Below are 23,424 nucleotides of genomic sequence, written 5' to 3' on the forward strand. Positions count from 1 at the left end.
GCCGATTTTTCTGCGAAAAATCGGGGGCCGCTGCGGGCAGCGGCCTGGGATCTTTCGCAGAAAAATCGTGCGGGGCGGCTTTCCTTTTCCCGCGCGGCGGCGCAGGTTCGCGCCATGACCACGAAGCTTCGCCCCCGGTTCTGGGAAACTGTCCCCCTCGCCAAGATGACCGCCCCGGAATGGGAGGCGCTGTGTGATGGCTGCGGGAAGTGCTGCCTGAACAAGATCGAATATGAGGATACGGGCGAGGTGGATTACACCCGCATCGCCTGCCGCCTGTTGGATGGCGAAAGCTGCCGCTGCATGCAATATCCGATCCGCCACCAATTCGTGCCCGATTGCGTGCGGCTGACGCCGAAGTCGCTGCCGAAGATCGCCTATTGGATGCCCCGGACCTGTGCCTATCGGCTGCTGCATGAGGGGGGCCGGCTGCCGGACTGGCATCCGCTGGTGACGGGGGATCCGGAAAGCACGCATCGTTCGGGCCATTCGGTGCGGGGGATGACCGTGCCGGAATTCGAGGTCGATGAGGAGGATTGGGAGGATTACATCATCGAGGAGCGGCCCTGATGTTCTTTGCCTCGGACAACACATCCGGTGCCCCGGCGGAGGTGATGGCGGCGCTGGCGCGGGCGAATGAGGGCTTTGCGCGCAGCTATGGCGCGGATGAGATCATGGCGCGGGTGACGGCGCGGCTGCGCGAGGTCTTCGAGGCGCCGGAGGCGGTGGTGCATCTGGTGGCGACCGGGACGGCGGCGAATGCGCTGGCGCTGGCCTCGCTGGTGCCGCCGTGGGGGGCGGTGTTCTGTCACCGCCATGCCCATGTGGCCGAGGATGAGTGCGGCGCGCCGGAGTTCTTTGCCGGGGGGGCGAAGCTGGTGCTGGTGGACGGGGCGCATGGGCGGATGGAGCCTGCGGCGCTGACCGAGGCCTTGGCCGTGACGGGGGCGTCGGGGGTGCATGGGGTGCAGCGGGGGGCGCTGACGCTGACCAATGTGACGGAGGCGGGGACGGTCTATACGGCGGCGGAGATCGCGGCGCTGGTGGCGGTGGCGAAGGGGCATGGGCTGCCCTGCCATCTGGACGGGGCGCGGTTCGCCAATGCGCTGGTGGCGACGGGGGCGAGCCCGGCAGAGATGACGTGGAAGGCCGGCGTGGATGTGCTGTCCTTTGGCGGGACGAAGAACGGGCTTCTGGGCGTGGAGGCGGTGGTCTTCTTCGATCCGGCCAAGGCGTGGGAATTCGAACTGCGGCGCAAGCGGGGCGGGCATCTGTTTTCCAAGCACCGCTTCCTGTCGGCGCAGATGGAGGCCTATCTGGAGGAAGGGCTGTGGCTGCGGCTGGCGGGGCAGGCCAATGCGATGGGGCAGCGGCTGGCGCAGGGGGTGGCGGGCGTGGCCGGAGCGGCGCTGACGCATCCGGCGCAGGCGAACATGGTCTTTGCCAACTGGGCGCCGGGGGGGCATGCGCGCCTGCGGGCGGCGGGGGCGGTTTACTATGACCTGCGGCCCATGCCGGATGGCCGCGAGACGGCGCGGATGGTCGCGTCATGGAACACGACCGAAGAGCATGTCGACCGCTTTGTCGCGGCGCTGCGGGGGTAGTCAGGCCCCGGCGAGGTGGTCGTCCAGCATGTCCAGCCTGTCCTGACCCCAGAACATCTCCCCGCCCGTGATGTAGAAGGGCAGGCCGAAGACGCCGCGCGACACGGCCTCGTCAAGGTTGCGGACATAGGTGTCGGCGGCGGCGAACATGCCGCGGTCGGCAATGGCGGGGTCGAAGCCGTTCTCGGCGAGGATCTGCTTGACCACGTCATCCTCGGCGATGTTGCGCCCTTCGGCCCAGACGGCGCGGGGGAAGGCCTGCACGAGGCCGGGCAGGTTGCCGCCGCCTGCCGCCTGCGCGGCGATCACCGCATAGGAGGCGGGGGCGGGGTTCACCGGGAAAAAGAAGGGATGCAGGTCGAGCTTCATTCCGAGCTTGCGCGACCAGCGGGCGAGTTCCTGAAGGCGGTAATCCTTACGGCTTTGGTGGCGGTCGGCCAGCACCTGCCCGCCGGTGCGGGGAAAGAGGGCGGGGCCGTCGAGCGGGATGTAGCGGATGGTCGCGCCGTGGCGGGCGGCGATGCGTTCCAGACGGTCCCCGGCCAGATAGACCCAAGGCGAAATCACGGTGAAGAAATAGTCGATCTGCGCCATTTGCGCGCCCCTCTCCGGCCTTTGGTTCCCAAGAGCCTAGCGCGGTGGTAAGGCGTGTCCAACTGCGAATCCGCCCCCCTTTGGCTGCCCACCGGAGAACCCCCATGCCCGCCATCACCGAGCCGAAACTGATTTCCGGCAATGCGAACCTGTCGCTTGCGAAATCCATCGCGCGCCGCATGTCCATGCATCGCGGCATGTCGGTGAACCTTGTGGATGCCCGGGTGGAGCGGTTCAACGATCAGGAGATCTTCGTCGAGGTGTTCGAGAATGTCCGGGGCGAGGACATGTATGTGATCCAGCCCACCTCGAACCCGGCCAATGACAACCTGATGGAACTGCTGATCATGGTGGATGCGCTGCGCCGGTCCTCGGCGGCGCGGATCACGGCGGTGATCCCCTATTTCGGCTATGCCCGGCAGGACCGCCGCGCCAAGGCGCGCACGCCCATCAGCGCGAAGCTGGTGTCGAACCTGATCGAGACTTCGGGGGTGGACCGGGTTCTGACGCTAGATCTGCATGCGGCGCAGATTCAGGGGTTCTTCGACATCCCGGTGGACAACCTTTATGCAAGCCCCGTCTTCGCGCTGGATATCGAACATCATTTCAAGGGGCAGATGGAGGATCTGATGATCGTCTCGCCCGATGTGGGGGGCGTGGCCCGGGCGCGGGAACTGGCCAAGCGGATCAATGCGCCCCTGTCCATCGTCGACAAGCGGCGCGAGAAGGCGGGCGAAGTGGCGGGCATGACCGTGATCGGGAATGTCGAGGGCAAGAAGTGCATCATCGTGGATGACATCTGCGACACGGCCGGGACTTTGTGCAAGGCGGCGGAGGTGTTGCTGGAGAACGGGGCGACCGAGGTGCATTCCTATATCACCCATGGCGTCCTGTCTGGCCCGGCGGTGGAGCGGGTGCAGAATTCGGTGATGAAGTCGCTGGTGATCACCGACAGCATCGAACCGACCGAGCAGGTGAAGGCCGCGAAGAATATCCGCATCGTGCCGACCGCGCCGATCTTTGCGCAGGCCATCCTGAACATCTGGAACGGGACGAGCGTTTCGTCGCTGTTCGAGACGGATACGCTGGTTCCGATCTATGAGGGGATGTACCAGCGGGGGTGATGTGTTGTGCCCCCCCAGGCGGGCCTTGAGGGGGTGCCGGGGGCGGTGCGCGCGGAGCGCCAGAGCCAATGGGCGCGGTGCGGGCCTGTTGCGGGGGATTTCCGGGTAGGGTGCGCGATCTGCGCCTATCGCTGCGTCAGTCGATGTCCCAGTCATCCTCGTCGCGCAGAGGGCCGAGGGCCGTCCAGTCGGCGCGGATGCGGGCGATGCGGGTGTCGCCCCATGTGCGGAAGACCAGTTGGAAGCCGGTTTCGGTGATGTTTTCCGCCGTGAGGTCGGCGCGCATGTTGGTGCGGTGATCCATGTCCCAGAGCGAGATGCCCACCATCACGGCGGGGGGCGCGCGGAAGGGTTCGGGGAAGGCGACGTGGAAGCGGCTTTCGCGGTCGCCATTGCCCGTCCACATCACGCCGTCGGTGGCGAAATCGGAGAAGAGGACGCGGCTGCCCTGCAGGATGCCGAGGCTGCTTGCGGAGATGCGTTTCATCTTTGGCTTTCTCATCCGGACCGTCCACTCGTTACGCTGCACAACCTGTGCCACCATAGCAGAAGGCCCCGCCGAAGCGACGGGGCCTTGTTGCGTTCCGTAAGGCGGTGATTACTGGCCGACGGATGCGCGCAGGGCGAGCATGTCGGAGACCAGCTTATCCGCCGCGTCCTTGTCTTCGGCCGCGGCCGCGGCGTCGCGCGCCTCGGCAATCAGGGCGTCGAAGAGGGCCGCGTTGGCCTCTTCCACCGGGACGGCGCGTTCGGCGAGGACCGAGACGCCTGTCGCGCTGATCTCGGCGAAGCCGCCGGTCACGACATAGGACTTGGCGCCTTCCGAGGAGAGCGCCTTGAGGATGCCGGGGCGCAGCGTGGTGATGGTGGGCGCGTGGCCCGCCATCGCCGTGAGGTCGCCATCGGCCCCCGGAATCTGGACCTCGGTCGCGGAGACGGAGGCGAGCCTCCGTTCCGGCGAGACGAGATCGAACTGGACGGAGCCTGCCATCGGCCTGACCCCCGTTTACGCGGCTTGCGCGGCGAGACGCTGCGCCTTGGCGATCACCTCGTCGATGTCGCCGACCATGTAGAAGGCGGCCTCGGGCAGGTGGTCGTATTCGCCGTTCACCACGGCCTTGAAGGAGGCGATGGTCTTTTCCAGCGGGACCTGAACACCGTCAGAGCCGGTGAAGACCTTCGCCACGTCGAAGGGCTGCGACAGGAAGCGCTGGATCTTGCGGGCGCGGGCCACGGTCAGCTTGTCCTCTTCCGACAGTTCGTCCATCCCGAGGATGGCGATGATGTCCTGCAGCGACTTGTAGCGCTGAAGGATACCCTGCACCTGACGGGCGACGTTGTAGTGTTCCTCGCCGAGGATCTGCGGGTCCATCAGGCGCGAGGTGGAGTCGAGCGGGTCCACAGCCGGATAGATGCCGAGTTCCGAGATCGCGCGCGACAGAACGGTCGTGGCGTCGAGGTGGGCGAAGGAGGTTGCGGGCGCCGGGTCGGTAAGGTCGTCGGCCGGAACGTAGATGGCCTGCACCGAGGTGATGGAACCCGCCTTGGTGGAGGTGATGCGTTCCTGCAGAGCGCCCATGTCGGTGGCCAGCGTCGGCTGGTAGCCCACGGCGGAGGGGATGCGGCCCAGAAGCGCGGACACTTCGGAACCGGCCTGCGTGAAGCGGAAGATGTTGTCGACGAAGAAGAGAACGTCGGTGCCGGACTGGTCGCGGAACTGTTCGGCCAGCGTCAGGCCGGTGAGCGCCACGCGGGCACGGGCCCCCGGGGGTTCGTTCATCTGGCCGTAGACAAGGGCCACTTTGGATTCGGCAAGGTTGTCGACCTTGATAACGCCCGATTCCATCATTTCGTGATAGAGGTCGTTCCCTTCACGGGTGCGTTCGCCGACGCCCGCGAAGACGGAGTAACCCGAGTGCACCTTGGCGATGTTGTTGATCAGTTCCATGATGAGAACCGTCTTGCCCACGCCCGCGCCGCCGAAGAGGCCGATCTTGCCGCCCTTGGCGTAGGGGGCGAGGAGGTCGATGACCTTGATGCCGGTGACGAGGATCTGGCTTTCCGTGGCCTGCGCCGCGAAGTCCGGGGCGGGCTGGTGGATCGCGCGGGATTCCGCGGCCTTGATCGGGCCCTTTTCGTCGATCGGTTCACCGATGACGTTCAGGATGCGGCCCAGCGTGGCGTCGCCCACGGGCACCGAGATCGGCGCGCCGAGGTCCTTGACCACCGCGCCGCGGACCAGACCTTCGGTCGCGTCCATGGCGATGGTGCGGACGGTGCTTTCGCCCAGATGCTGCGCGACTTCGAGAACCAGACGCTTGCCGTTGTTGTCCGTCTCGAGCGCGTTCAGGATCGCCGGAAGCGCCCCATCGAACTGCACGTCGACGACGGCGCCGATCACCTGCGTGACTTTGCCTTGTGCCATGTTGTTTCTCCGGTTCCTCAGAGCGCCTCAGCGCCCGAAATGATTTCGATAAGCTCTTTGGTGATCGCGGCCTGACGCGAACGGTTGTACTGGATCGTCAGCTTGTTGATCATGTCGCCCGCGTTGCGCGTGGCGTTGTCCATGGCCGACATCCGCGCCCCCTGTTCGGAGGCCCCGTTCTCGAGCAGCGCCGCGAAGACCTGCGTTGCCACCCCGCGCGGAAGCAGATCGGCGAGGATCGCCTCTTCGCTGGGTTCATAGTCGTAGAGCGACGACATCGCGCCGCCTTCGAACTGGGCCGGGATCACCTGCTGCGCGGTCGGGATCTGGCTGATCACCGACTGGAAGCGGTTGTAGAAGATCGTGGCCACGTCGAATTCGCCCGCGTCGAAACGTGCCAGCACGTCCTTGGCGATGGCCTGCGCGTTGGAATAGCCCACGCGCTTCACCTCGCTCAGGTCCACATGCCCGACGAAGTGGTTCGACAGGTCACGCTTGAGCTGTTCGCGGCCCTTCTTGCCGACGGTGAGGATCTTCACCGTCTTGCCCTGTGCCAGCAATTCGTTGGCACGGGCGCGGGCAAGGCGCGCGATGGAGGAGTTGAAGCCGCCGCAGAGGCCGCGTTCCGCCGTCATCACGACGAGCAGATGCACCTTGTCCGACCCCGTGCCCGCCAGCAGGCGGGGGGCCGAAGCCGATTGGCCGACCGAAGCCGCCAGCCCCGCCATCACGGCGTTCATCCGTTCGGCATAGGGACGCGCCGCCTCCGCAGCCTCCTGGGCGCGGCGGAGCTTCGCCGCCGCGACCATCTGCATCGCCTTCGTGATCTTCCGCGTGTTCTTCACGCTTCCGATACGGTTCTTTAGGTCCTTCAGGCTGGGCATCTGCCTACTCCCTCAGGGCCAATCAGGCGAAGTCTTTGGCGAATGCATCAAGCTCCGCGCGGATCGCCTTCTCCAGATCGCCCGCCACCTTGCGGTCGTTCTTGGTGATGTCTTCGAGCAGGGCCGCGCCCTTGGTGCGCAGATGCTTCAGAAGACCGGCCTCGAAGCGACCCACGTCCTTGACCGCGATCTTGTCCAGATAGCCGTTGGTACCCGCGTAGATGACGCAGACGATTTCGGCATTGGTCAGCGGCGAATACTGCGGCTGCTTCATCAGTTCCGTCAGGCGTGCGCCGCGGTTCAGAAGCTGCTGCGTCGCGGCGTCGAGGTCGGAACCGAACTGGGCGAAGGCGGCCATTTCGCGATACTGCGCGAGTTCCAGCTTCACCTTGCCGGCCACCGACTTCATCGCCGAGGTCTGGGCGGAGGAACCGACGCGCGACACGGAGAGACCGGTGTTCACGGCGGGGCGGATGCCCTGATAGAACAGTTCGGTTTCAAGGAAGATCTGGCCGTCGGTGATGGAGATCACGTTGGTCGGGATGAAGGCCGACACGTCGCCGCCCTGCGTTTCGATGATCGGCAGCGCGGTCAGCGAACCGGCGCCGAAATCCTCGTTCAGCTTGGACGAACGTTCCAGCAGGCGCGAGTGGAGGTAGAACACGTCGCCCGGATAGGCCTCACGCCCCGGCGGACGGCGCAGGAGGAGCGACATCTGGCGGTAGGCGACGGCCTGCTTGGACAGGTCATCATAGATGATCAGCGCGTGGCGGCCGTTGTCGCGGAAATATTCCGCCATGGCGGTCGCGGCATAGGGCGCGAGGAACTGCATCGGCGCGGGGTCCGAGGCGGTGGCGGCGACGACGATCGTGTAGTCGATGGCGCCGGTTTCTTCGAGCTTTTTCACGAGCTGGGCCACGGTGGAGCGCTTTTGGCCCACGGCGACGTAGATGCAGTAGAGTTTCTTCGACTCATCGGAACCGGCGGCCTCGTTGTAGACCTTCTGGTTCAGGATGGTGTCGAGCGCGACGGCGGTCTTGCCGGTCTGACGGTCGCCGATGATCAGTTCGCGCTGGCCACGGCCGACGGGGATCATCGCGTCCACGGCCTTGAGGCCGGTCGCCATGGGTTCATGCACCGATTTGCGCGGGATGATGCCGGGGGCCTTCACGTCCGCCACGCGACGCTCGGTCGCCTTGATCGGGCCCTTGCCGTCGATCGGGTTGCCGAGACCGTCCACGACGCGGCCGAGGAGGCCATCACCGGCGGGCACGTCCACGATGGACTTGGTCCGCTTGACGACATCGCCTTCCTTGATGTCCTGGTCGGAGCCGAAGATCACGACGCCGACGTTGTCGACTTCGAGGTTCAGCGCCATGCCGCGGATGCCGCCGGGGAATTCCACCATCTCGCCGGCCTGGACATTGTCGAGGCCATGCACGCGGGCGATGCCGTCGCCGACCGACAGCACGCGACCCACTTCGGCAACTTCGGCGTCCTTGCCGAAGTTCTTGATCTGCTCCTTGAGGATCGCAGAGATCTCAGCAGCCTGGATTCCCATCACCCAACCTCTTTCATTGCATTCTGGAGAGCCGCGAGCTTCGACTTGACCGACGTGTCGATCATGGTCGAGCCCAGCTTGACGACAAGACCGCCGATGAGGCTTTCATCGACGGCCACTTTCAGTTTCACGTCCTTGCCGACACGCGCCTTCAGCGTCGCGGCGAGTTTCTTGGCCTGATCGGCGGAGAGGGCGGCGGCGGAGGTGACCTCGGCCGTGACTTCGCCCTTTTCGGCGGCGATGCGCGCCAGAACGTCCGTGACCAGATGCGGCAGGACGAAGAGGCGGCGGTTCTGCGCCATGAGCGCCAGCGTGTTGGCGGTGAGGGCGGAGAGTTTCATCTTCTTGGCGATGGCGGCGATGGCCGCGCCCTGTTCATCGCGGCTGATCACCGGGGAGGAGATGATGTCGGCGAGGTCGGGGCTTGCCGCGAGGGCGGCGCCAAGCGCTTCGGCATCCGCCTCTAGCGCCTTGAGACCCTTTTCTTCCTTCGCCAGCTCGAACAGAGCGGTGGCGTAGCGTGCGGCAATGCCGGAGGAGATCGAAGCTGGTTCGGACACGTCAACCCTTCCGCTGTCTGGCCCTGATCCCGCGCATCCGGCGCAGGTCAAAGGCATTCTTGGGCGCGGACCGATGGCCCGCGTCGTGAATTCGCGGCGTCATTAGCAGAGGTCCCTTAACCCCGCAACCGGGAAGGTCACGGGAATATGAGTGTGATGGTCAGGAATTGCCGTGGGTTAGCGCCAACGCCCGGAGATGCGACTTTTTGCGCCGAGTTCCGGGGGGTGGAAAGCGCCGTGGCGGGGAGAATCAAGGCGGGGGCGGCGGGGGCGCTATTGGCGGTTCAGCGCGGGTTCGGGGGCGCCCTTGCCCACGCCTTCCAGCACCTTGAGCGGGCGGCGCACCACCGCGCCGAGGCCGCCGCGGGTGGGGGCGTAGACCTGCTTGGACGCCTCGACCATCAGCACGCCGCCGGCGAGCCACGGGCCGAAGCGGCGACCGAAGCCTTCCCAGAAATCGGCGGTGCGCAGCCAGAAGCGGGCCTGAGAGGGCGGGGTGAAGAGGGCCGCGCTGGTGCGTTCGGGGGTGAAGCCGTGGCGCTTGAGCTGGGTTTCCAGCTGGCTCATGGAATAGGGGCGACCGAAGCCGAAGGGCGTGCCGTCGCGCCGGGACCAGAGGCCGGAGCGGTTGGGCACGATGATCAGGGCCTTGCCGCCGGGGCCAAGGACGCGATGCGCCTCTTCCAGCACGGCGGTGGGTTGTTCCGAGGTTTCCAGCCCGTGCAGGAGGACCAGACGGTCGACCATGCCGGTGGGGACGGGCCATGCCGTTTCTTCGCAGAGGACGGAGACGTTCTCCATCCCGGCGGGCCAAGGCATGACCCCCTGCGGGCCGGGCATGAGGCCGATGACGCGGCGGCTGTCGGCGAGATAGGGGCGCAGGAGGGGGACGGCGAAGCCGAAGCCCGCCACCGTCTGGCCCTGCTGCACGGGCCAGAGGCGGACGACCTGATCGCGGATCGCCCGCTGGGCCACGCGGCCCAGTTGGGTGCGATAGTAGAAGTTCCGCAGATCGAGCACGTCGAGGTGCATTGCGCTTGGGTTTCCTGCCGGTCCAGACTGCGCACAGCATACTCAGGAACGGACCGAAGACCATGCCGCTTGAACTTGTGACCATTCCCTGCCTGTCGGACAACTATGCCTATCTGCTGCATGATGCCGAGAGCGGTGCCACGGCGGTGGTGGATGTGCCCGAGGCGGGGCCGGTGCTGGCCGCGCTGGAGGCGCGGGGGTGGCGGCTGACGGATATCTGGATCACGCATCACCATGCCGACCATGTGGACGGGGTGGCGGAGTTGCGGGCCGCGACCGGGGCGCGGGTGGTGGGGGCGGCGGCGGATGCGCATCGCCTGCCGCCGCTGGACCTTGCGCTGCCGGAGGAGGGGCGGCTGACCCTTGCGGGCGTGGTGGTGGAGACATTCCCGGTGCCGGGGCATACGGTGGGGCATATCGCCTTTTCCCTGCCGTCGGAGCGGCTGGTCTTTACCGGGGACAGCCTGATGGCCGCGGGTTGCGGGCGGTTGTTCGAGGGGACGGCGGCGCAGATGTGGGCCTCGCTGTCGCGGCTGGCGGCGCTGGAGCCGGAAACGCTGATCTGTTCGGGGCATGAATATACCGCGTCGAACATCCGTTTCGCGCGCAGCCTTGAACCGGACAATGCCGCGCTTATGTTACGCGCTGAGCGGGTGGACGGGGCGCGCCGCGAAGGTCGCCCCACGGTGCCTGTGACGCTTGCCGAAGAACTTGCGACAAATCCCTTCCTGCGTGCCCGACTGCCCGGAATGAAGGCCGCCATCGGCCTTGCCTATGCGACCGACGCCGAAGCTTTCGCCGAAATACGGGCGCGCAAGGACAGGTTCTGAACAAATCCAGCATCCGTCCGTTCACATTTTGCGTGTCGGGTGCGGCAAACCGCAATACCGGCCAAAAAAACCTTGAAGTGGCGCGAAATTAGCCGAAGTCTAAGGGTATGAGGCCACGGTCGGGCGGGACTTTCCCGCCGACCCTGATGAACAGGAGCACCGCAACGTGCCGTCATTTTCGACAACACTGGAACAGGCCATCCACGGCGCGCTGGCCCTTGCCAATGCGCGCCGCCATGAACTTGCCACGCTGGAGCATCTGCTGCTGGCGCTGATCGACGAACCCGACGCCGCGCGGGTGATGAAGGCCTGTTCGGTGAACCTTGACGAGTTGCGCAAGACGCTGCTCGATTTCATCGATGACGACCTGTCCACGCTGGTGACCGATGTCGAGGGGTCGGAGGCGGTGCCGACGGCGGCCTTCCAGCGGGTGATCCAGCGCGCGGCGATCCATGTGCAATCATCGGGGCGGACCGAGGTGACGGGGGCGAATGTCCTTGTCGCGATCTTTGCCGAGCGCGAGTCGAACGCCGCCTATTTCCTGCAGGAGCAGGACATGACGCGCTATGACGCGGTGAACTTCATCGCGCATGGCGTGGCGAAGGACCCGTCCTATGGCGAGAGCCGCCCCGTTTCGGGGGCCGAGGAGGAGCGTCACGAGACGCCGAAGGCCGAGGCGGGCGAGGCGAAGGAAAGCGCGCTGTCGAAATATTGCGTCGACCTGAACGTGAAGGCGATGAAGGGCGATGTGGACCCGCTGATCGGGCGCGAGGCCGAGGTGGAGCGGGCCATTCAGGTTCTGTGCCGCCGCCGCAAGAACAACCCGCTTCTGGTGGGTGATCCGGGCGTGGGCAAGACCGCCATCGCGGAAGGTCTGGCGTGGAAGATCGTCAAGAAAGAGGTGCCGGAGGTTCTGGCCGGGGCGACGATCTATAGCCTCGACATGGGCGCGCTGCTGGCGGGGACCCGCTATCGTGGCGATTTCGAAGAGCGGCTGAAGGCCGTGGTCAAGGAGATGGAGGATCACCCCGACGGGATCCTGTTCATCGACGAGATCCATACGGTGATCGGTGCCGGGGCGACCAGCGGCGGGGCGATGGATGCGTCGAACCTGCTGAAACCTGCGCTGCAGGGCGGCAAGCTGCGGACCATGGGGTCGACGACCTACAAGGAATTCCGCCAGCATTTCGAGAAGGACCGTGCGCTTTCCCGCCGGTTCCAGAAGATCGACGTGAACGAGCCGACGGTGCCGGATGCCATCAAGATCCTGATGGGGCTGAAGCCGCATTTCGAAGAGCATCACGACCTGCGCTATACCGCCGATGCCATCAAGGCGGCGGTGGAACTGGCGCATCGCTATATCAACGACCGCAAGCTGCCCGACAGCGCCATCGACGTGATCGACGAGGCGGGGGCGGCGCAGCATCTGCTGCCGGAAGGCAAGCGGCGCAAGACGCTGGGCACCAAGGAGATCGAGGCCGTGGTGGCCAAGATCGCCCGCATCCCGCCGAAGAACGTGTCGAAGGACGATGCCGAGACGCTGCGCGATCTGGAGAAGACGCTGAAGCGCGTGGTCTTCGGGCAGGACAAGGCGGTGGAGGCGCTGTGTGCCTCGATCAAGCTGGCCCGCGCGGGCCTGCGCGAGCCGGAGAAGCCCATCGGGAACTATCTCTTCGCGGGGCCGACGGGTGTGGGCAAGACGGAAGTGGCCAAGCAGTTGGCCTCGTCTCTGGGCGTGGAGTTGCTGCGCTTCGACATGTCGGAATACATGGAGAAGCATGCGGTTTCGCGTCTGATCGGGGCGCCGCCCGGCTATGTGGGCTTTGATCAGGGCGGGATGCTGACGGATGGTGTCGACCAGCACCCGCATTGCGTGCTGCTTCTCGATGAGATGGAGAAGGCGCATCCGGATGTCTACAACATCCTGCTGCAGGTGATGGACCACGGCAAGCTGACCGACCATAACGGCCGGACGGTGGATTTCCGCAACGTGATCCTGATCATGACGTCGAATGCCGGGGCCTCCGACATGGCGAAGGCGGCGATCGGTTTCGGCCGTGAGCGGCGGACGGGCGAGGATACGGCGGCGATCGAGCGGATCTTCACGCCGGAATTCCGCAACCGTCTGGATGCGGTGATCTCCTTCGCGCCGCTGGGCAAGGAGGTCATCCTGCAGGTGGTCGAGAAGTTCGTGCTGCAACTGGAGGCGCAGCTTCTGGATCGTGGCGTGCATATCGAACTGACCGAGGAAGCCGCGAAGTGGCTGGGCGACAAGGGGTATGACGACAAGATGGGCGCGCGCCCGCTGGGCCGCGTGATCCAGGAGCATATCAAGAAGCCGCTGGCGGAAGAGCTGCTGTTCGGCAAGCTGACCAAGGGCGGTCTGGTGCGGGTCGTGGTGAAGGATGACGCTATCGAGTTGCAGATCCCGGAACCGCAGAAGCCGCGCCTGACCGGGCAGAAGCCGCCGCTTCTGACGGCGGAGTGAGCGGCACGATCCGAATGACGAAGGGCCCCCGGTTTCGGGGGCCCTTTCGTTTCGGGGCGGGCCGGATGCGCGCTGCCCTGTCGATGGAGCGGATGGGGAGCGCCCTTCGTCTTGGGGCAAATACCCCCAGGGGTCCGGGGCAGGATGCCCCGGCGGAAGGAGGCGCGGCGGCCGCCGCGCCGACGCCCTGAAGGCTTGCGCCGGAACGGCGCTCTGCATGGGAAGGGTGACGGGCAAAGGAAAAGGGGCGATCTTGCGACCGCCCCTTTCCGTTCCGATCCGGTCTGGATCAGAAATCCATGCCGCCGGGCATGCCGCCGCCAGCCGGGGCTGCCGACTTTTCGACCGGCTTGTCGGCGATCATCGCCTCGGTCGTGATCAGGAGCGAGGCCACGGAGGCCGCGTCTTCCAGAGCGGTGCGGGTCACCTTGGCCGGGTCGATCACGCCGAACTTGAACATGTCGCCATATTCTTCGGTCTGCGCGTTGAAGCCAAAGTTCTTGTCCGAGGATTCGCGCACCTTGCCCGCGACGACAGCCCCGTCCACGCCCGCGTTTTCCGCGATCTGGCGCAGCGGCGCCTCGAGCGCGCGCTTCACGATGGCGATGCCGGCGTCCTGGTCGCTGTTCGCGCCCTTCAGACCGTCCAGCGCCTTGCCTGCCTGCACCAGCGCCACGCCGCCGCCGACGATCACGCCTTCCTGCACCGCGGCGCGGGTGGCGTTCAGCGCGTCGTCCACACGGTCCTTGCGCTCTTTCACTTCGACTTCGGTCATGCCGCCGACGCGGATGACGGCGACGCCGCCGGCGAGCTTCGCCACACGTTCCTGCAGCTTTTCACGGTCATAGTCCGAGGTGGTTTCCTCGATCTGGTTGCGGATCTGGCCGACGCGGGCTTCGATCTCTTTCTTGTCGCCAGCACCATCGACGATCGTGGTGTTGTCCTTGTTGATCGAGATCTTCTTGGCGCGGCCGAGCATGTCGATCGTCACCGATTCCAGCTTCATGCCGAGGTCGTCGGAGATGACCTGACCGCCGGTCAGGATGGCGATGTCCTGCAGCATGGCCTTGCGACGGTCACCGAAGCCCGGAGCCTTGACGGCGGCGATCTTCAGGCCGCCGCGCAGCTTGTTGACCACGAGGGTGGCCAGCGCTTCGCCTTCCACGTCTTCGGCCACGATCAGCAGCGGGCGCTGCGACTGGATCACGGCTTCCAGCAGCGGGACCATCGGCTGCAGCGACGAGAGCTTCTTCTCGTGCAGCAGGATGAAGGCGTCTTCGAGTTCCGCGATCATCTTGTCGGCATTGGTGACAAAGTAGGGCGACAGGTAGCCGCGGTCGAACTGCATGCCTTCGACGACTTCGACTTCCGTCTCCATCCCCTTGTTCTCTTCGACGGTGATCACACCCTCGTTGCCGACCTTCTGCATCGCATCGGCGATGAAGCGGCCGATCTGGGCTTCGCCGTTGGCGGAGATGGTGCCGACCTGCGCGACTTCGTCGCTGTCCTTCACCGGGCGCGAGGCGGCCTTGATGGCCTCGACGACCTTCGAGGTCGCCATGTCGATGCCGCGCTTCAGGTCCATCGGGTTCATGCCGGCGGCGACCGCCTTCATGCCTTCCTTGACGATGGCCTGCGCCAGAACGGTGGCGGTGGTGGTGCCGTCGCCCGCCTCATCGTTGGTGCGGGAAGCGACTTCCTTCACCATCTGCGCGCCCATGTTCTCGAACTTGTCGGCCAGTTCGATTTCCTTGGCGACGGAAACGCCGTCCTTGGTGATGCGGGGCGAGCCGAAGCTCTTTTCGATCACGACGTTGCGGCCTTTCGGGCCGAGCGTCACCTTCACAGCGTCCGCAAGGATGTTCACGCCGCGCAGCATGCGGTCGCGGGCATCGGTATCAAAACGTACGTCCTTGGCACCCATGGTGCTTACTCCTCTGAATTCTTGTTGCCTTGATCAAGCCGGGCCATGCGGCCCGTAGGGCGGGGTTCACCCCGCCCTGCGCATCACGAGATGATCCCGAGGATGTCGCTTTCCTTCATGATCAGCAGTTCTTCGCCATTGACGGTCACTTCGGTGCCCGACCATTTGCCGAACAGCACGCGGTCGCCCGATTTCACGGCCGGAGCGATGAGTTCGCCCGAATCCTTGCGCGCGCCATCGCCCACGGCGACGATCTCGCCCTCGGCGGGCTTTTCTTTCGCGGTATCGGGGATGATCAGACCGCCCTTGGTCTTTTCGTCGCTCTGGACGCGGCGGACCAGCACACGGTCATGCAGCGGTTTGAAAGCCATCTGAGAACACTCCCTTAGGTTCCAGGTTCAAGATTTCTTAGCACTCGCCATGGCTGAGTGCTAACGGGGCATGAGGTAGGCAAAGGCAGGCGCGGAGTCAACACCCAAGCCCGGCGGGTTTTCGTGAAATTTTGGTGTCGGTCGGGGCGGGGGCTTTTCTCTGGTGGGTGGCGGTGCCACCTTTGGCGCAAGAACCCGGACAGATGGTGCCATGACCCGATTTTCCAGATTTTTCGCTGCCTTGTTCCTGTTCTCCGCCGCTACAGGGGCGGAGGCCGCCTGTGAGGGCGAGAACCTGCTGGCCAAGATGGAAGAGGGGGAGCGGCGGGCGCTTTTGGCGGCGGCGGATGCGGTGCCCTTCCCGCGCGGGAACCTGTGGCGCGCGGTGCGGGGTGAGGAGGTGGTGCATCTGGTGGGCACCTATCATCTGGACGATCCGCGCCATGGCGAGGTGATGGCACGGGTCGCGCCCTTGGTGGAGGCGGCGGCGGTGGTTCTGGTGGAGGCGGGGCCGGAGGAGGAGGCCGCGCTGATGGCCGATCTGGCGCGGGACCCGTCGCTGATGGTGCTGACCGAGGGGCCGACGCTGCGCGAGGCGCTGCCGGAGGCGGAGTGGGCGATGCTGGCAGATGCGATGCGGGCGCGGGGGCTGCCGCCCTTCATGGTGTCGAAGTTCCGGCCTTGGTACGTGTCGGTGCTGCTGGCCCTTCCGGCCTGCAAGATGGAGGGGGCCGTGGCCGGGGCAGGTGGGCTGGACGGGATGATCATCGCCCATGCGGAGGCGGCGGACGTTCCGCTGCGGGCGCTGGAGGCGCATGACACGGTGTTCCGGCAATTTGCGGCGATGTCCTTCGAGGACCAGTTGGGGATGATCACCTCGGCCTTGGCTTTGGAGCCTGTGTCGGCGGATTATTCGGTGACGCTGGCGGATGCCTATTTCGATCAGGAGGCGCGGCTGATCTGGGAATTGACGCGGCGGATGTCGCTGGAGGTGCCGGGGGTGCCCGCGGCGCAGGTGGAGGAGGATTTCGCGCAGATGGAGCGGATGCTGATGACGGATCGCAACCGCGCGTGGATTCCTGTGATCGAGGCGGCGGCGCAGGAGGGTCCGGTGCTGGCGGCCTTCGGGGCGCTGCACCTGTCGGGTGAGACGGGGGTTCTGCATCTGCTGGAAGAGGCGGGGTTCCGGCTGGAGCGGTTGCCGATGTGAGGCGCGGGCGCGCCCATTTTGCCGCAGTGCAGCATGGCCGGTGCGGCCATGCGTGACAAGGGGCGGCCGCTTGCCTATAAGCGCCGCGAAATCCCATCCGTCACCCTTCGAGGCGCATTCCCATGACCACGCTCGTCTTCGGCCACAAGTCCCCCGACACCGATTCCACCGGTTCGCCCATCATCTGGGCATGGTATCTTTCCGAGGTGCAGGGCACGCCCGCCAAGCCCGTGCTGCTGGGCGAGCCGAACACGGAGGCGGCTTTCGTCCTGAAGCATTGGGGGCTGGAGAAGCCCGCGATCATCGCGGATGTCACGGCCGAGGATTCGGTCGTGATCGTGGATACGAACAACCCCGCCGAACTGCCGCCCTCGATCAACGAGGCGAAGATTCAGGGGATCATCGACCACCATCTGCTGGTGGGCGGGATCAAGACGAAGACGCCGATCGACATCACCATCCGCCCGCTGGCCTGCACGGCGACCATCATGCATGACCTGATGGGCGATGCGGTGGCGAAGGCGCCGAAGGCGATCAAGGGGGCGATGCTGTCCTGCATCCTGTCGGACACGCTGGAATTCCGGTCGCCCACGACGACGGCGCATGACCGCGCGGTGGCGGAGAAGCTGGCGGCCGATCTGGGTGTGAACGTCAACGAACTGGCGACGGCGATGTTCGAGGCGAAGTCGGATGTTTCGGCCTTTTCGGATGCGGAACTGCTGCGGATGGATTCCAAGGAATACACCGTTGCGGGCAAGGAATTGCGGGTCTCCGTCCTTGAGACGACCGCGCCCAAGGTGGTGCTGGACCGCAAGGACAGCCTGATGGCCTCGATGGTGGATGTGGCCAAGGAGGATGGCGCGGATCAGGTGCTGCTGTTCGTGGTGGACATCATCAAGGAAGAGGCGACGCTTCTGGTGCCGAACGATCTGGTCAAGCAGATCGCCGAGGCGTCCTTCGGGTGCAAGGTCGCGGGCGACACTGTGGTGTTGCCGGGGATCATGAGCCGCAAGAAGCAGATCATCCCGGCGCTGAAGCTGTAAGCGACCCCCTCACCCCGGCCCTCTCCCCCGGGGGGAGAGGGAGAGGTGCGACGACGCCCGACCTGCGCGCGGTCTTGGCCGGGCATGGGTATTTGGGCCGAGACGAAGGGGGTTTTGGCGCGCGCGGCAAAGGGTTAGGCTGCGCGGCATGAACAGGAACTTCATGATCGCGGCGGGGCTGGCGGCGCTGGCCTCGCTTTGCTGGGCGGGCAACTGGGTGCTGGGGCGGGCGATACGGGCGGATGTGCCGCCCTTTGGCCTGACCTTCTGGCGCTGGGCGCTGGCGGCGGTGATCCTTCTGCCCTTCGGATGGCAGAGGTTGCGGGCGGATTGGGCGGTGGTGCGGGCCAATCTGCCGCTGGTGGCGGCGATGGCGCTGCTTTCGGCGGCGATGTTCCAGTCGATGACCTATATCGGGCTGCACTCTACGGAGGCGATCAACGCGCTGCTGGTCAGCGCGACGATGCCCGTCTTCATCGTGATCATCGCATGGGTCGTGCTGCGCGAGCGGTTGACGGCGCGGCAGGCGGCGGGGATCGGGGTGAGTTTCTGCGGCGTGGCCTATGTCATTGCGCGGGGGGAACCTGCGCGGCTGCTGTCGCTGCATTTCAATGTGGGGGATGCGTGGATTCTGGCGGCGCTGGTGGTGTGGGGGCTGTATTCCGTGCTGCTGAAGTTCAAGCCTGCGGGGCTGTCGGCGGTGGGGCTGACCTTCTTCATCGCGGTGATGGGCGCGGGGTTCATCCTGCCTTTGCATCTGTGGGAAGTGGGGCAGGGGATGACCGTGCCGCTGACGGCGGCGGGGATCGGGTCGGTGCTGTATACCGGCGTCTTTGCTTCGGTTGTGGCGCTGCTGAGCTATAACGCCGCCGTGGCGCGGATCGGGCCGTCGCGATCGGTGTTCTTCCTGCATCTGATGCCGGTCTTCGGGGCGGGCTTGGCGGTGGTCTTTCTGGGTGAGCGGCTGGAGGCGTTCCATCTGATCGGCTTTCCCATCGCGCTGGGTGGGGTGCTGTTCGCCACCTCGTCGCCGCCATCGAAGGCCGGGGCATGAGGCTGTTCCTGCTGACGGCGGTGGTGATGGTGGCCTTTGCCGCCAATTCCGTGCTGAACCGGATGGCGGTGGGAGAGGGCGGGATCGGCGCGGTGGAATTCGCGCTGGTCCGGGTGCTGGCGGGGGCGGGGGTGCTGCTGGCGCTGGTGGCATGGCGGGGCCGGGGCTGGCGCGGGGCGAGCCTTGCGGGTGTGGCGGGGCTGTCGGTCTATCTGTTCGGGTTTTCGCTGGCCTATGGGCAGTTGGATGCGGGGACGGGGGCTTTGATCCTGTTCGGGGTGGTGCAGGTGACGATGTTTGGCGGTGCGCTTCTGGCCGGGGAGGCGGTGCCCGGGCGGCGCTGGGCAGGGGCGGGGCTGGCGCTGGCGGGGCTGGCGGTGCTGGTGGCCCCTGCGGGGGCTTCGTGGATGGGGTTCGCGGCGATGGCGGCGGCGGGTCTGGGCTGGGGCGTCTATTCGCTGGCCGGGCGCGGGGCGCGGGATGCGCTGGCGGCGACGGCGGGGAATTTCGCGCTGGCGTTGATCCCGGCGGCGGGGGTGGCGCTGTTGGCCGGGGTGGAGTTCGGGGCGGCCACGGGGCGCGGGGTGGCGCTGGCAGTGTTGTCGGGGGCGGTGACTTCGGGCCTTGGCTATGCGCTGTGGTATGGGGTGCTGCCTGCGCTGGGCGCGGGGCGGGCGGCGGTGGCGCAGTTGACGGTGCCCTTGATCGCGGCGGCGGGCGGGGCCGTGCTGATGGGCGAGGCGGTGGGGTGGCGCTTTGCCGTGGCGGCGGCGCTGGTTCTGGGCGGTGTGGCCTGGGCGAGCCTGCCTAGAGCGGTTTCGCGAGGCGGTGGGTGAGGTTGCGGTCGTCCTGCCGGGTGACGCCGGTCGGGACGAAGCCGCAGCGTTCCCAGAAGGCGCGGCCCTTCGGGTTGGCCTCTATCACGCCGAGATAGAGGGTGGGAGCCTGCGTCTCGCGCGCGAGGGTTTCGACATGGGAGAGGAGGCGCGCGCCATGCCCCTGGCCCCGGATGCGCGGGGCGAGGATCATCAGGCCGAGATAGGCGTCGCCGGGGGCGGGAAAGCCGAAGCTGAGTTCGGCAAGGCCGGAGAGACGCCCGTCGCGGAAGAGGCCCAGACGGTGCGAGGCGGCGGGGTCGCAGCCGGGGGGGCAATCGGTGAAGAAATCATCGGCGGCCTGCGGGCCGGGGGGGGCGCCATCGGCGAGGACCCAGTAATCGGCGGCTTCCTGCAGGAAGGCGGCGACGGCGGCGCGGTCGGTTTCGGGGAAGAGGGGCCGGATCATGGGTGTTCGATTCGGAGAATCTCCAGCTCGACCGGGGCGGCGGGCCTTGCCCATGTTACCACATCGCCGACGGATGCCCCCAACAAAGCGCGGGCCAGCGGCGATTGCGGGGTGATGCGGCCTTGGGTGGCGTCGGCCTCATCCTCGCCGGTGATCTGGAAGCGGTACTCGCGGCCCTCGTCATCGACGGCGGTGACGATCAGGCCGAAAGCCACCTCGGTGAGGGGCAGGGTGGCAGGGTCGATGAGGATGGCGGAGCGCAGCCGCGCCTCCAGATAGCGGATGTCGCGTTCGGCGGCGGCTTCGGGCAGTTTGTCGAGGCGGTCGGGCCGGGATTTGAGGGCGGCGAGGGTGGTTTGCCTTTCGCGCAGGCGGGATTGCAGGGCGGCAAGGCCCGTGGGGGTGACATGGTTCGGATGGGGGCTGATAGGCAGGTCGGGAAGGGGATCGAGCGAGCCGTCGCCTTCCTTGACGAAGGCGCGGCTCATGTCACGATCCTTTCGAGAGGGTCGTAGAGCGGGGTGGTGCCCCACGCGGCATGGGGCAGGCGGTCGGGTTTGAAGCGGATGCGATTATGCAGCAGGTCGTCGCGCGAAAAGAAGTGGCGGTCCGTGACGATGCCTTCGGGGTCGATCCAGCGGGGGTCGAGGGCGCCTGCGGTGATGGTCGCGTGGAAGAAGAGGTCGATCTGGTGAAAGCCGGTTTCCGGGTCGTGGAATTCGTTGATCATGGCCGGGGCGTGGACGGCGATGGCAAGGCCGGTTTCCTCCATCACCTCGCGCGCGAGGTTGTCGGGGATGGACTGGCCGGGGTGCAGGCCGCCGCCGGGGGCGCACCAGAGGTCGGACTTGCCGTCGGGATAGGCGTTGACGAGGAGGAGGCGGTCCTCGTGCAGGATCAGGGCGCGGGCGGCGATGCGGTGGGGGCGGTATCTCATGGCGCCGAGGGTGGCGCGGGGGACGGGGTTTGTAAATGGTGGCCGGGTTCCGCGCGCGGGATGATCGGATGGCTTGCCAGACGGGATGGCGGCGGTCAGGTTGCGGGAATGAGGTGGATCTTTGTCCTGATGGCGATGGCGGGGGCCGGTGCGGGGGCTGCGCGGGCGGATTGCGTGGTTCTGCTGCATGGGCTGGCGCGCAGCGAGGCTTCGTTGATGCCGATGGCGGCCGCGCTGGAGGCGGAGGGGTATCGGGTCGTGAATGACGGCTACCCCTCGACCAAGTTTCCCATCGAGGAGCTGGTGCCGCGCGTCGGGGCGGCGGTGGCGGAATGCGGGGCGGAGGGGCCGGTGCATTTCGTGACGCATTCGATGGGCGGGATATTGGCGCGGGCCTGGCTGGCGGAGAACCGGCCCGGGATGATGGGACGGGTGGTGATGCTGGCGCCGCCGAATGGCGGGTCGGAGCTGGTGGATGCCTTCGGCGATATCGGGGCCTTCCGCTGGGTGAACGGGCCGGCGGGCATGGAGTTGGGGACGGGGGCGGGGTCGGTGCCGAAGGCGCTGCCGCTGCCGGATTACGAATTGGGGGTGATCGCGGGGGACCGGTCGCTGAACCCGGTCTATTCCAGTGTGATCCCCGGCAAGGATGACGGTAAGGTGTCGGTCGAGAGCACGCGGGTAGCGGGGATGACGGATCACATAGTGCTGCCGGTGACGCATACCTTTCTGATGATGAACCCCGTCGTCATCGCCGAGGTGGTGGAGTTCCTGAAAACCGGGCGGTTCGATCCCGAGATCGGTTTCGGCGAGGCGGTGGAGCGGTTGGGCGGGGAGTGATGGCCGACATCTACGGGGGCATATCGAAGCGCGTGGCGCGGTGGTGCGGGCGGCAGTCGACCTTCCTGCTGGCGGTGGGGGTGATCGTCATCTGGATCGTGACGGGGCCGATCTTCGGTTTTTCGGATACGTGGCAATTGGTGATCAATACGGGCACGACGATCGTGACCTTCCTGATGGTGTTCCTGATCCAGAACACCCAGAACCGCGATACGGCGGCGATCCAGTTGAAGCTGGACGAGTTGATCCGGGCGACGAAGGGGGCGCATAACGCGCTGATGGACCTTGAGGAGTTGGAGGAGCGCCAGATCGAGGCGTTCCGGGCGCGGTATGAGCGTCTGGCGCTGGACGCGCGGGGGCGGCTGGAACGGGGCGAGCCGGACACGGATACGCCGGAAGCGTGAGGGGCATGATTTTTCTGCGAAAAATCAGGGGCCGAACCTTCTGCGAAGGTTCTTTCCTTTCCGATCCTTCTGTGAAGGATCGGGCTGCGCGATTTTCGCAGAAAATCGTGGGGCGCGGGGGGATGGCATGATCGGAAGTCTGGCGGTGATCCTTGGGTGCCAGTTGCTGGGTGAGGTGGTGGCGCGGGGGCTTGGCCTGCCCGTGCCGGGGCCTGTGCTTGGCATGGCTGCCATGGTTGGCGTTCTGTGGCTGCGCGACCGGTTCGCGCCGCCCGTGCTTGCCGGGGTGGAGCCTGCGGGGCGGTTCCTCTTGGCGCATTTGTCGCTGTTGTTCGTGCCGGCGGGGGTGGGGGTTGTCGGCAATCTGGACATGCTGGCGGCGGAATGGCTGCCGCTTGCCGTTGCGCTGATGGTTTCGACGGTGCTGACGCTGGTCGTTTCGGTCGTGACCTTCCGGGTCGTGGCGCGGATGGTGGGGGGGTGATGCCGGAGGATTTCGCGCTTTGGGTCTATCTGACGCAGGGCCCGCTTCTGTGGCTGACGGTGACGCTGGGGGCCTATGCGGTGGCGGATTGGCTGTCGCTGCGGGCGGGGCGGCATCCGCTGGTCAACCCCGTGCTGCTGTCGGTGGTGCTGGTTGGGGGCGTGCTGGTCGCCTCGGGCACGGATTATGCGACCTATTTCACGGGGGCGCAGTTCATCCATTTCCTGCTGGGTCCGGCGACGGTGGCGCTGGCCCTGCCGCTGTGGGAGCACCGGGCGCTGGTGGCGAAGTCGGCGCTGCCGATGCTGGCGGCGCTGGTGGCGGGAAGCGTGGTGGCGGCGGTATCGGCGGTTGCGGTGGTCTGGGCCTTCGGCGCGCCGGAGGGGGTGGTGGTGGCGATTGCGCCCAAGTCGGTGACGGCTGGGGTGGCGATGTCGATCACGGAGGCGCAGGGGGGAGACCCCGCGCTGACGGCGGTGCTGGTGATCCTGACGGGGATCATCGGGGCGCTGGTGGTGACGCCCTTGATGAATGCTCTGGGAATCCGGGATTACCGGGCGCGGGGGTTCGCGGTGGGCCTCGCCTCGCACGGGATCGGGACGGCGCGGGCCTTTCAGGTGGACCCGGTGGCGGGGACATTCGCGGGCATCGCCATCGGGTTGAATGCGGTGATGACGGCGGTGATCGTTCCGGTGCTGTTGGGGATGATGCGGTGATCCTGTCCCGGACTTGATCCGGGACCTCATGTGGTTGGGCTGCGCCAGCGGTGGG

26 protein-coding genes are annotated in these 23,424 nt (G+C 66.4%); 13 read left to right on the forward strand and 13 right to left on the reverse strand.

The genetic code is table 11. From position 1 onward, the window contains the following. The first annotated feature begins 114 nt into the window (after positions 1–114). The gene (locus TabM4_RS02735) at positions 115–570 is read left to right on the forward strand and encodes a YcgN family cysteine cluster protein (protein WP_434618064.1); all 456 of its coding nucleotides are present in this window, start codon (positions 115–117) and stop codon (positions 568–570) included. Beyond that, positions 570–1,604 carry a threonine aldolase family protein gene (locus tag TabM4_RS02740; protein WP_434618067.1) on the forward strand — a complete coding sequence of 345 codons (1,035 nt, stop codon included), beginning with the start codon at positions 570–572 and terminating at the stop codon, positions 1,602–1,604. Before TabM4_RS02735 ends, TabM4_RS02740 begins: the two co-directional genes overlap by 1 nt. On the opposite strand, the gene TabM4_RS02745 is transcribed toward TabM4_RS02740, so the two are convergent. Beyond that, a complete protein-coding gene (locus TabM4_RS02745) occupies positions 1,605–2,198 on the reverse strand; it encodes a 2-hydroxychromene-2-carboxylate isomerase (protein ID WP_434618070.1) in 594 nt (197 codons plus the stop codon). Between the two features lie 104 nt (positions 2,199–2,302). On the opposite strand from TabM4_RS02745, the gene TabM4_RS02750 reads away from it, so the two are divergent. Further along, positions 2,303–3,322, forward strand: a complete 1,020-nt coding sequence (locus TabM4_RS02750) for a ribose-phosphate pyrophosphokinase (RefSeq protein WP_434618073.1) — start codon at positions 2,303–2,305, stop codon at positions 3,320–3,322. A gap of 136 nt (positions 3,323–3,458) precedes the next feature. Here the strand turns inward: TabM4_RS02750 and TabM4_RS02755 are convergent, their stop codons facing one another. The 7 genes from TabM4_RS02755 to TabM4_RS02785 form a co-directional block, all read right to left on the reverse strand. After that, a complete protein-coding gene (locus tag TabM4_RS02755; RefSeq protein WP_434618076.1) occupies positions 3,459–3,809 on the reverse strand; it encodes an H-type lectin domain-containing protein in 351 nt (116 codons plus the stop codon). Between the two features lie 111 nt (positions 3,810–3,920). Continuing rightward, positions 3,921–4,313, reverse strand: coding sequence for a F0F1 ATP synthase subunit epsilon (locus tag TabM4_RS02760; RefSeq protein WP_434618079.1), 393 nt, complete (start codon positions 4,311–4,313; stop codon positions 3,921–3,923). A gap of 15 nt (positions 4,314–4,328) precedes the next feature. After that, positions 4,329–5,747 carry a F0F1 ATP synthase subunit beta gene (gene atpD / locus TabM4_RS02765; RefSeq protein ID WP_434618082.1) on the reverse strand — a complete coding sequence of 473 codons (1,419 nt, stop codon included), beginning with the start codon at positions 5,745–5,747 and terminating at the stop codon, positions 4,329–4,331. Between the two features lie 17 nt (positions 5,748–5,764). Continuing rightward, positions 5,765–6,631 (reverse strand): F0F1 ATP synthase subunit gamma, encoded by an 867-nt coding sequence (locus tag TabM4_RS02770; protein WP_434618085.1) that lies wholly within the window; start codon positions 6,629–6,631, stop codon positions 5,765–5,767. Between the two features lie 22 nt (positions 6,632–6,653). Then, positions 6,654–8,192, reverse strand: a complete 1,539-nt coding sequence (atpA, locus tag TabM4_RS02775) for a F0F1 ATP synthase subunit alpha (protein WP_434618088.1) — start codon at positions 8,190–8,192, stop codon at positions 6,654–6,656. Next, positions 8,192–8,752 (reverse strand): F0F1 ATP synthase subunit delta, encoded by a 561-nt coding sequence (locus tag TabM4_RS02780; protein ID WP_434618091.1) that lies wholly within the window; start codon positions 8,750–8,752, stop codon positions 8,192–8,194. Before TabM4_RS02780 ends, atpA begins: the two co-directional genes overlap by 1 nt. Positions 8,753–9,025: 273 nt before the next feature. Then, positions 9,026–9,784, reverse strand: a complete 759-nt coding sequence (locus tag TabM4_RS02785; RefSeq protein ID WP_434618094.1) for a class I SAM-dependent methyltransferase — start codon at positions 9,782–9,784, stop codon at positions 9,026–9,028. A gap of 62 nt (positions 9,785–9,846) precedes the next feature. On the opposite strand from TabM4_RS02785, the gene gloB reads away from it, so the two are divergent. Further along, on the forward strand, positions 9,847–10,614 hold the full coding sequence (gene gloB, locus TabM4_RS02790) for a hydroxyacylglutathione hydrolase (protein ID WP_434618096.1): 768 nt from the start codon (positions 9,847–9,849) through the stop codon (positions 10,612–10,614). A gap of 166 nt (positions 10,615–10,780) precedes the next feature. Next, positions 10,781–13,102, forward strand: coding sequence for an ATP-dependent Clp protease ATP-binding subunit ClpA (clpA, locus tag TabM4_RS02795; RefSeq protein ID WP_434618099.1), 2,322 nt, complete (start codon positions 10,781–10,783; stop codon positions 13,100–13,102). A 289-nt stretch (positions 13,103–13,391) separates the two neighbouring features. Here clpA and groL read toward each other — a convergent pair whose 3' ends face one another. Together groL and TabM4_RS02805 are read right to left on the reverse strand one after the other, a co-directional pair. Next, positions 13,392–15,026, reverse strand: a complete 1,635-nt coding sequence (gene groL / locus TabM4_RS02800; RefSeq protein WP_434618102.1) for a chaperonin GroEL — start codon at positions 15,024–15,026, stop codon at positions 13,392–13,394. 83 nt (positions 15,027–15,109) lie between these two features. After that, a complete protein-coding gene (locus TabM4_RS02805) occupies positions 15,110–15,397 on the reverse strand; it encodes a co-chaperone GroES (protein ID WP_101919067.1) in 288 nt (95 codons plus the stop codon). A 241-nt stretch (positions 15,398–15,638) separates the two neighbouring features. Here TabM4_RS02805 and TabM4_RS02810 point away from each other — a divergent pair, with 241 nt between their 5' ends. The 4 genes from TabM4_RS02810 to TabM4_RS02825 all read left to right on the forward strand — a co-directional run bounded on the left by TabM4_RS02810 (position 15,639) and on the right by TabM4_RS02825 (position 19,540). Then, positions 15,639–16,607, forward strand: a complete 969-nt coding sequence (locus tag TabM4_RS02810; protein WP_434618106.1) for a TraB/GumN family protein — start codon at positions 15,639–15,641, stop codon at positions 16,605–16,607. Between the two features lie 122 nt (positions 16,608–16,729). Further along, the gene (locus TabM4_RS02815) at positions 16,730–17,650 is read left to right on the forward strand and encodes a manganese-dependent inorganic pyrophosphatase (RefSeq protein WP_434618109.1); all 921 of its coding nucleotides are present in this window, start codon (positions 16,730–16,732) and stop codon (positions 17,648–17,650) included. A 148-nt stretch (positions 17,651–17,798) separates the two neighbouring features. Continuing rightward, entirely contained in the window at positions 17,799–18,704 is a 906-nt protein-coding gene (locus tag TabM4_RS02820) for a DMT family transporter (protein WP_434618112.1), read from the forward strand. Then, positions 18,701–19,540, forward strand: a complete 840-nt coding sequence (locus tag TabM4_RS02825; protein ID WP_434618114.1) for a DMT family transporter — start codon at positions 18,701–18,703, stop codon at positions 19,538–19,540. Before TabM4_RS02820 ends, TabM4_RS02825 begins: the two co-directional genes overlap by 4 nt. Here the strand turns inward: TabM4_RS02825 and TabM4_RS02830 are convergent. The 3 genes from TabM4_RS02830 to TabM4_RS02840 are packed head-to-tail and all read right to left on the reverse strand — an operon-like array spanning position 19,512 to position 20,925. Continuing rightward, complete coding sequence (locus TabM4_RS02830) at positions 19,512–19,988, reverse strand: GNAT family N-acetyltransferase (RefSeq protein WP_434618117.1); 477 nt, start codon at positions 19,986–19,988, stop codon at positions 19,512–19,514. The genes TabM4_RS02825 and TabM4_RS02830 overlap by 29 nt on opposite strands. After that, the gene (locus TabM4_RS02835; RefSeq protein WP_434618119.1) at positions 19,985–20,476 is read right to left on the reverse strand and encodes a GreA/GreB family elongation factor; all 492 of its coding nucleotides are present in this window, start codon (positions 20,474–20,476) and stop codon (positions 19,985–19,987) included. The genes TabM4_RS02830 and TabM4_RS02835 overlap by 4 nt, the downstream gene beginning before the upstream one ends. Then, positions 20,473–20,925 carry an NUDIX domain-containing protein gene (locus TabM4_RS02840; RefSeq protein ID WP_434618122.1) on the reverse strand — a complete coding sequence of 151 codons (453 nt, stop codon included), beginning with the start codon at positions 20,923–20,925 and terminating at the stop codon, positions 20,473–20,475. The genes TabM4_RS02835 and TabM4_RS02840 overlap by 4 nt, the downstream gene beginning before the upstream one ends. Before the next feature lie 108 nt (positions 20,926–21,033). Here TabM4_RS02840 and TabM4_RS02845 point away from each other — a divergent pair, with 108 nt between their 5' ends. The 4 genes from TabM4_RS02845 to TabM4_RS02860 all read left to right on the forward strand — a co-directional run bounded on the left by TabM4_RS02845 (position 21,034) and on the right by TabM4_RS02860 (position 23,369). Then, positions 21,034–21,765 (forward strand): esterase/lipase family protein, encoded by a 732-nt coding sequence (locus tag TabM4_RS02845; protein WP_434618125.1) that lies wholly within the window; start codon positions 21,034–21,036, stop codon positions 21,763–21,765. After that, the gene (locus TabM4_RS02850) at positions 21,765–22,169 is read left to right on the forward strand and encodes a low affinity iron permease family protein (protein WP_434618128.1); all 405 of its coding nucleotides are present in this window, start codon (positions 21,765–21,767) and stop codon (positions 22,167–22,169) included. The genes TabM4_RS02845 and TabM4_RS02850 overlap by 1 nt, the downstream gene beginning before the upstream one ends. Positions 22,170–22,296: 127 nt before the next feature. Further along, complete coding sequence (locus tag TabM4_RS02855; protein ID WP_434618131.1) at positions 22,297–22,653, forward strand: CidA/LrgA family protein; 357 nt, start codon at positions 22,297–22,299, stop codon at positions 22,651–22,653. Then, on the forward strand, positions 22,653–23,369 hold the full coding sequence (locus tag TabM4_RS02860; protein ID WP_434618134.1) for an LrgB family protein: 717 nt from the start codon (positions 22,653–22,655) through the stop codon (positions 23,367–23,369). The genes TabM4_RS02855 and TabM4_RS02860 overlap by 1 nt, the downstream gene beginning before the upstream one ends. Positions 23,370–23,424: the final 55 nt, after the last annotated feature.

The sequence above is a fragment of the Tabrizicola sp. M-4 genome, assembly GCF_051132405.1.
GTDB lineage: Bacteria > Pseudomonadota > Alphaproteobacteria > Rhodobacterales > Rhodobacteraceae > Paragemmobacter.

Coding starts and splice junctions, on each gene's coding strand:
- TabM4_RS02750 (WP_434618073.1), top strand. CDS start 2,303: ATGCCCGCCATCACCGAGCCGAAACTGATTTCCGGCAATGCGAACCTG.
- TabM4_RS02785 (WP_434618094.1), bottom strand. CDS start 9,784: ATGCACCTCGACGTGCTCGATCTGCGGAACTTCTACTATCGCACCCAA.
- TabM4_RS02855 (WP_434618131.1), top strand. CDS start 22,297: ATGATCGGAAGTCTGGCGGTGATCCTTGGGTGCCAGTTGCTGGGTGAG.
- TabM4_RS02805 (WP_101919067.1), bottom strand. CDS start 15,397: ATGGCTTTCAAACCGCTGCATGACCGTGTGCTGGTCCGCCGCGTCCAG.
- TabM4_RS02825 (WP_434618114.1), top strand. CDS start 18,701: ATGAGGCTGTTCCTGCTGACGGCGGTGGTGATGGTGGCCTTTGCCGCC.
- TabM4_RS02815 (WP_434618109.1), top strand. CDS start 16,730: ATGACCACGCTCGTCTTCGGCCACAAGTCCCCCGACACCGATTCCACC.
- TabM4_RS02735 (WP_434618064.1), top strand. CDS start 115: ATGACCACGAAGCTTCGCCCCCGGTTCTGGGAAACTGTCCCCCTCGCC.
- TabM4_RS02745 (WP_434618070.1), bottom strand. CDS start 2,198: ATGGCGCAGATCGACTATTTCTTCACCGTGATTTCGCCTTGGGTCTAT.
- TabM4_RS02770 (WP_434618085.1), bottom strand. CDS start 6,631: ATGCCCAGCCTGAAGGACCTAAAGAACCGTATCGGAAGCGTGAAGAAC.
- TabM4_RS02835 (WP_434618119.1), bottom strand. CDS start 20,476: ATGAGCCGCGCCTTCGTCAAGGAAGGCGACGGCTCGCTCGATCCCCTT.
- TabM4_RS02860 (WP_434618134.1), top strand. CDS start 22,653: ATGCCGGAGGATTTCGCGCTTTGGGTCTATCTGACGCAGGGCCCGCTT.
- TabM4_RS02845 (WP_434618125.1), top strand. CDS start 21,034: ATGAGGTGGATCTTTGTCCTGATGGCGATGGCGGGGGCCGGTGCGGGG.
- TabM4_RS02830 (WP_434618117.1), bottom strand. CDS start 19,988: ATGATCCGGCCCCTCTTCCCCGAAACCGACCGCGCCGCCGTCGCCGCC.
- gloB (WP_434618096.1), top strand. CDS start 9,847: ATGCCGCTTGAACTTGTGACCATTCCCTGCCTGTCGGACAACTATGCC.
- TabM4_RS02755 (WP_434618076.1), bottom strand. CDS start 3,809: ATGAAACGCATCTCCGCAAGCAGCCTCGGCATCCTGCAGGGCAGCCGC.
- atpD (WP_434618082.1), bottom strand. CDS start 5,747: ATGGCACAAGGCAAAGTCACGCAGGTGATCGGCGCCGTCGTCGACGTG.
- TabM4_RS02850 (WP_434618128.1), top strand. CDS start 21,765: ATGGCCGACATCTACGGGGGCATATCGAAGCGCGTGGCGCGGTGGTGC.
- TabM4_RS02840 (WP_434618122.1), bottom strand. CDS start 20,925: ATGAGATACCGCCCCCACCGCATCGCCGCCCGCGCCCTGATCCTGCAC.
- TabM4_RS02760 (WP_434618079.1), bottom strand. CDS start 4,313: ATGGCAGGCTCCGTCCAGTTCGATCTCGTCTCGCCGGAACGGAGGCTC.
- TabM4_RS02820 (WP_434618112.1), top strand. CDS start 17,799: ATGAACAGGAACTTCATGATCGCGGCGGGGCTGGCGGCGCTGGCCTCG.
- groL (WP_434618102.1), bottom strand. CDS start 15,026: ATGGGTGCCAAGGACGTACGTTTTGATACCGATGCCCGCGACCGCATG.
- atpA (WP_434618088.1), bottom strand. CDS start 8,192: ATGGGAATCCAGGCTGCTGAGATCTCTGCGATCCTCAAGGAGCAGATC.
- TabM4_RS02740 (WP_434618067.1), top strand. CDS start 570: ATGTTCTTTGCCTCGGACAACACATCCGGTGCCCCGGCGGAGGTGATG.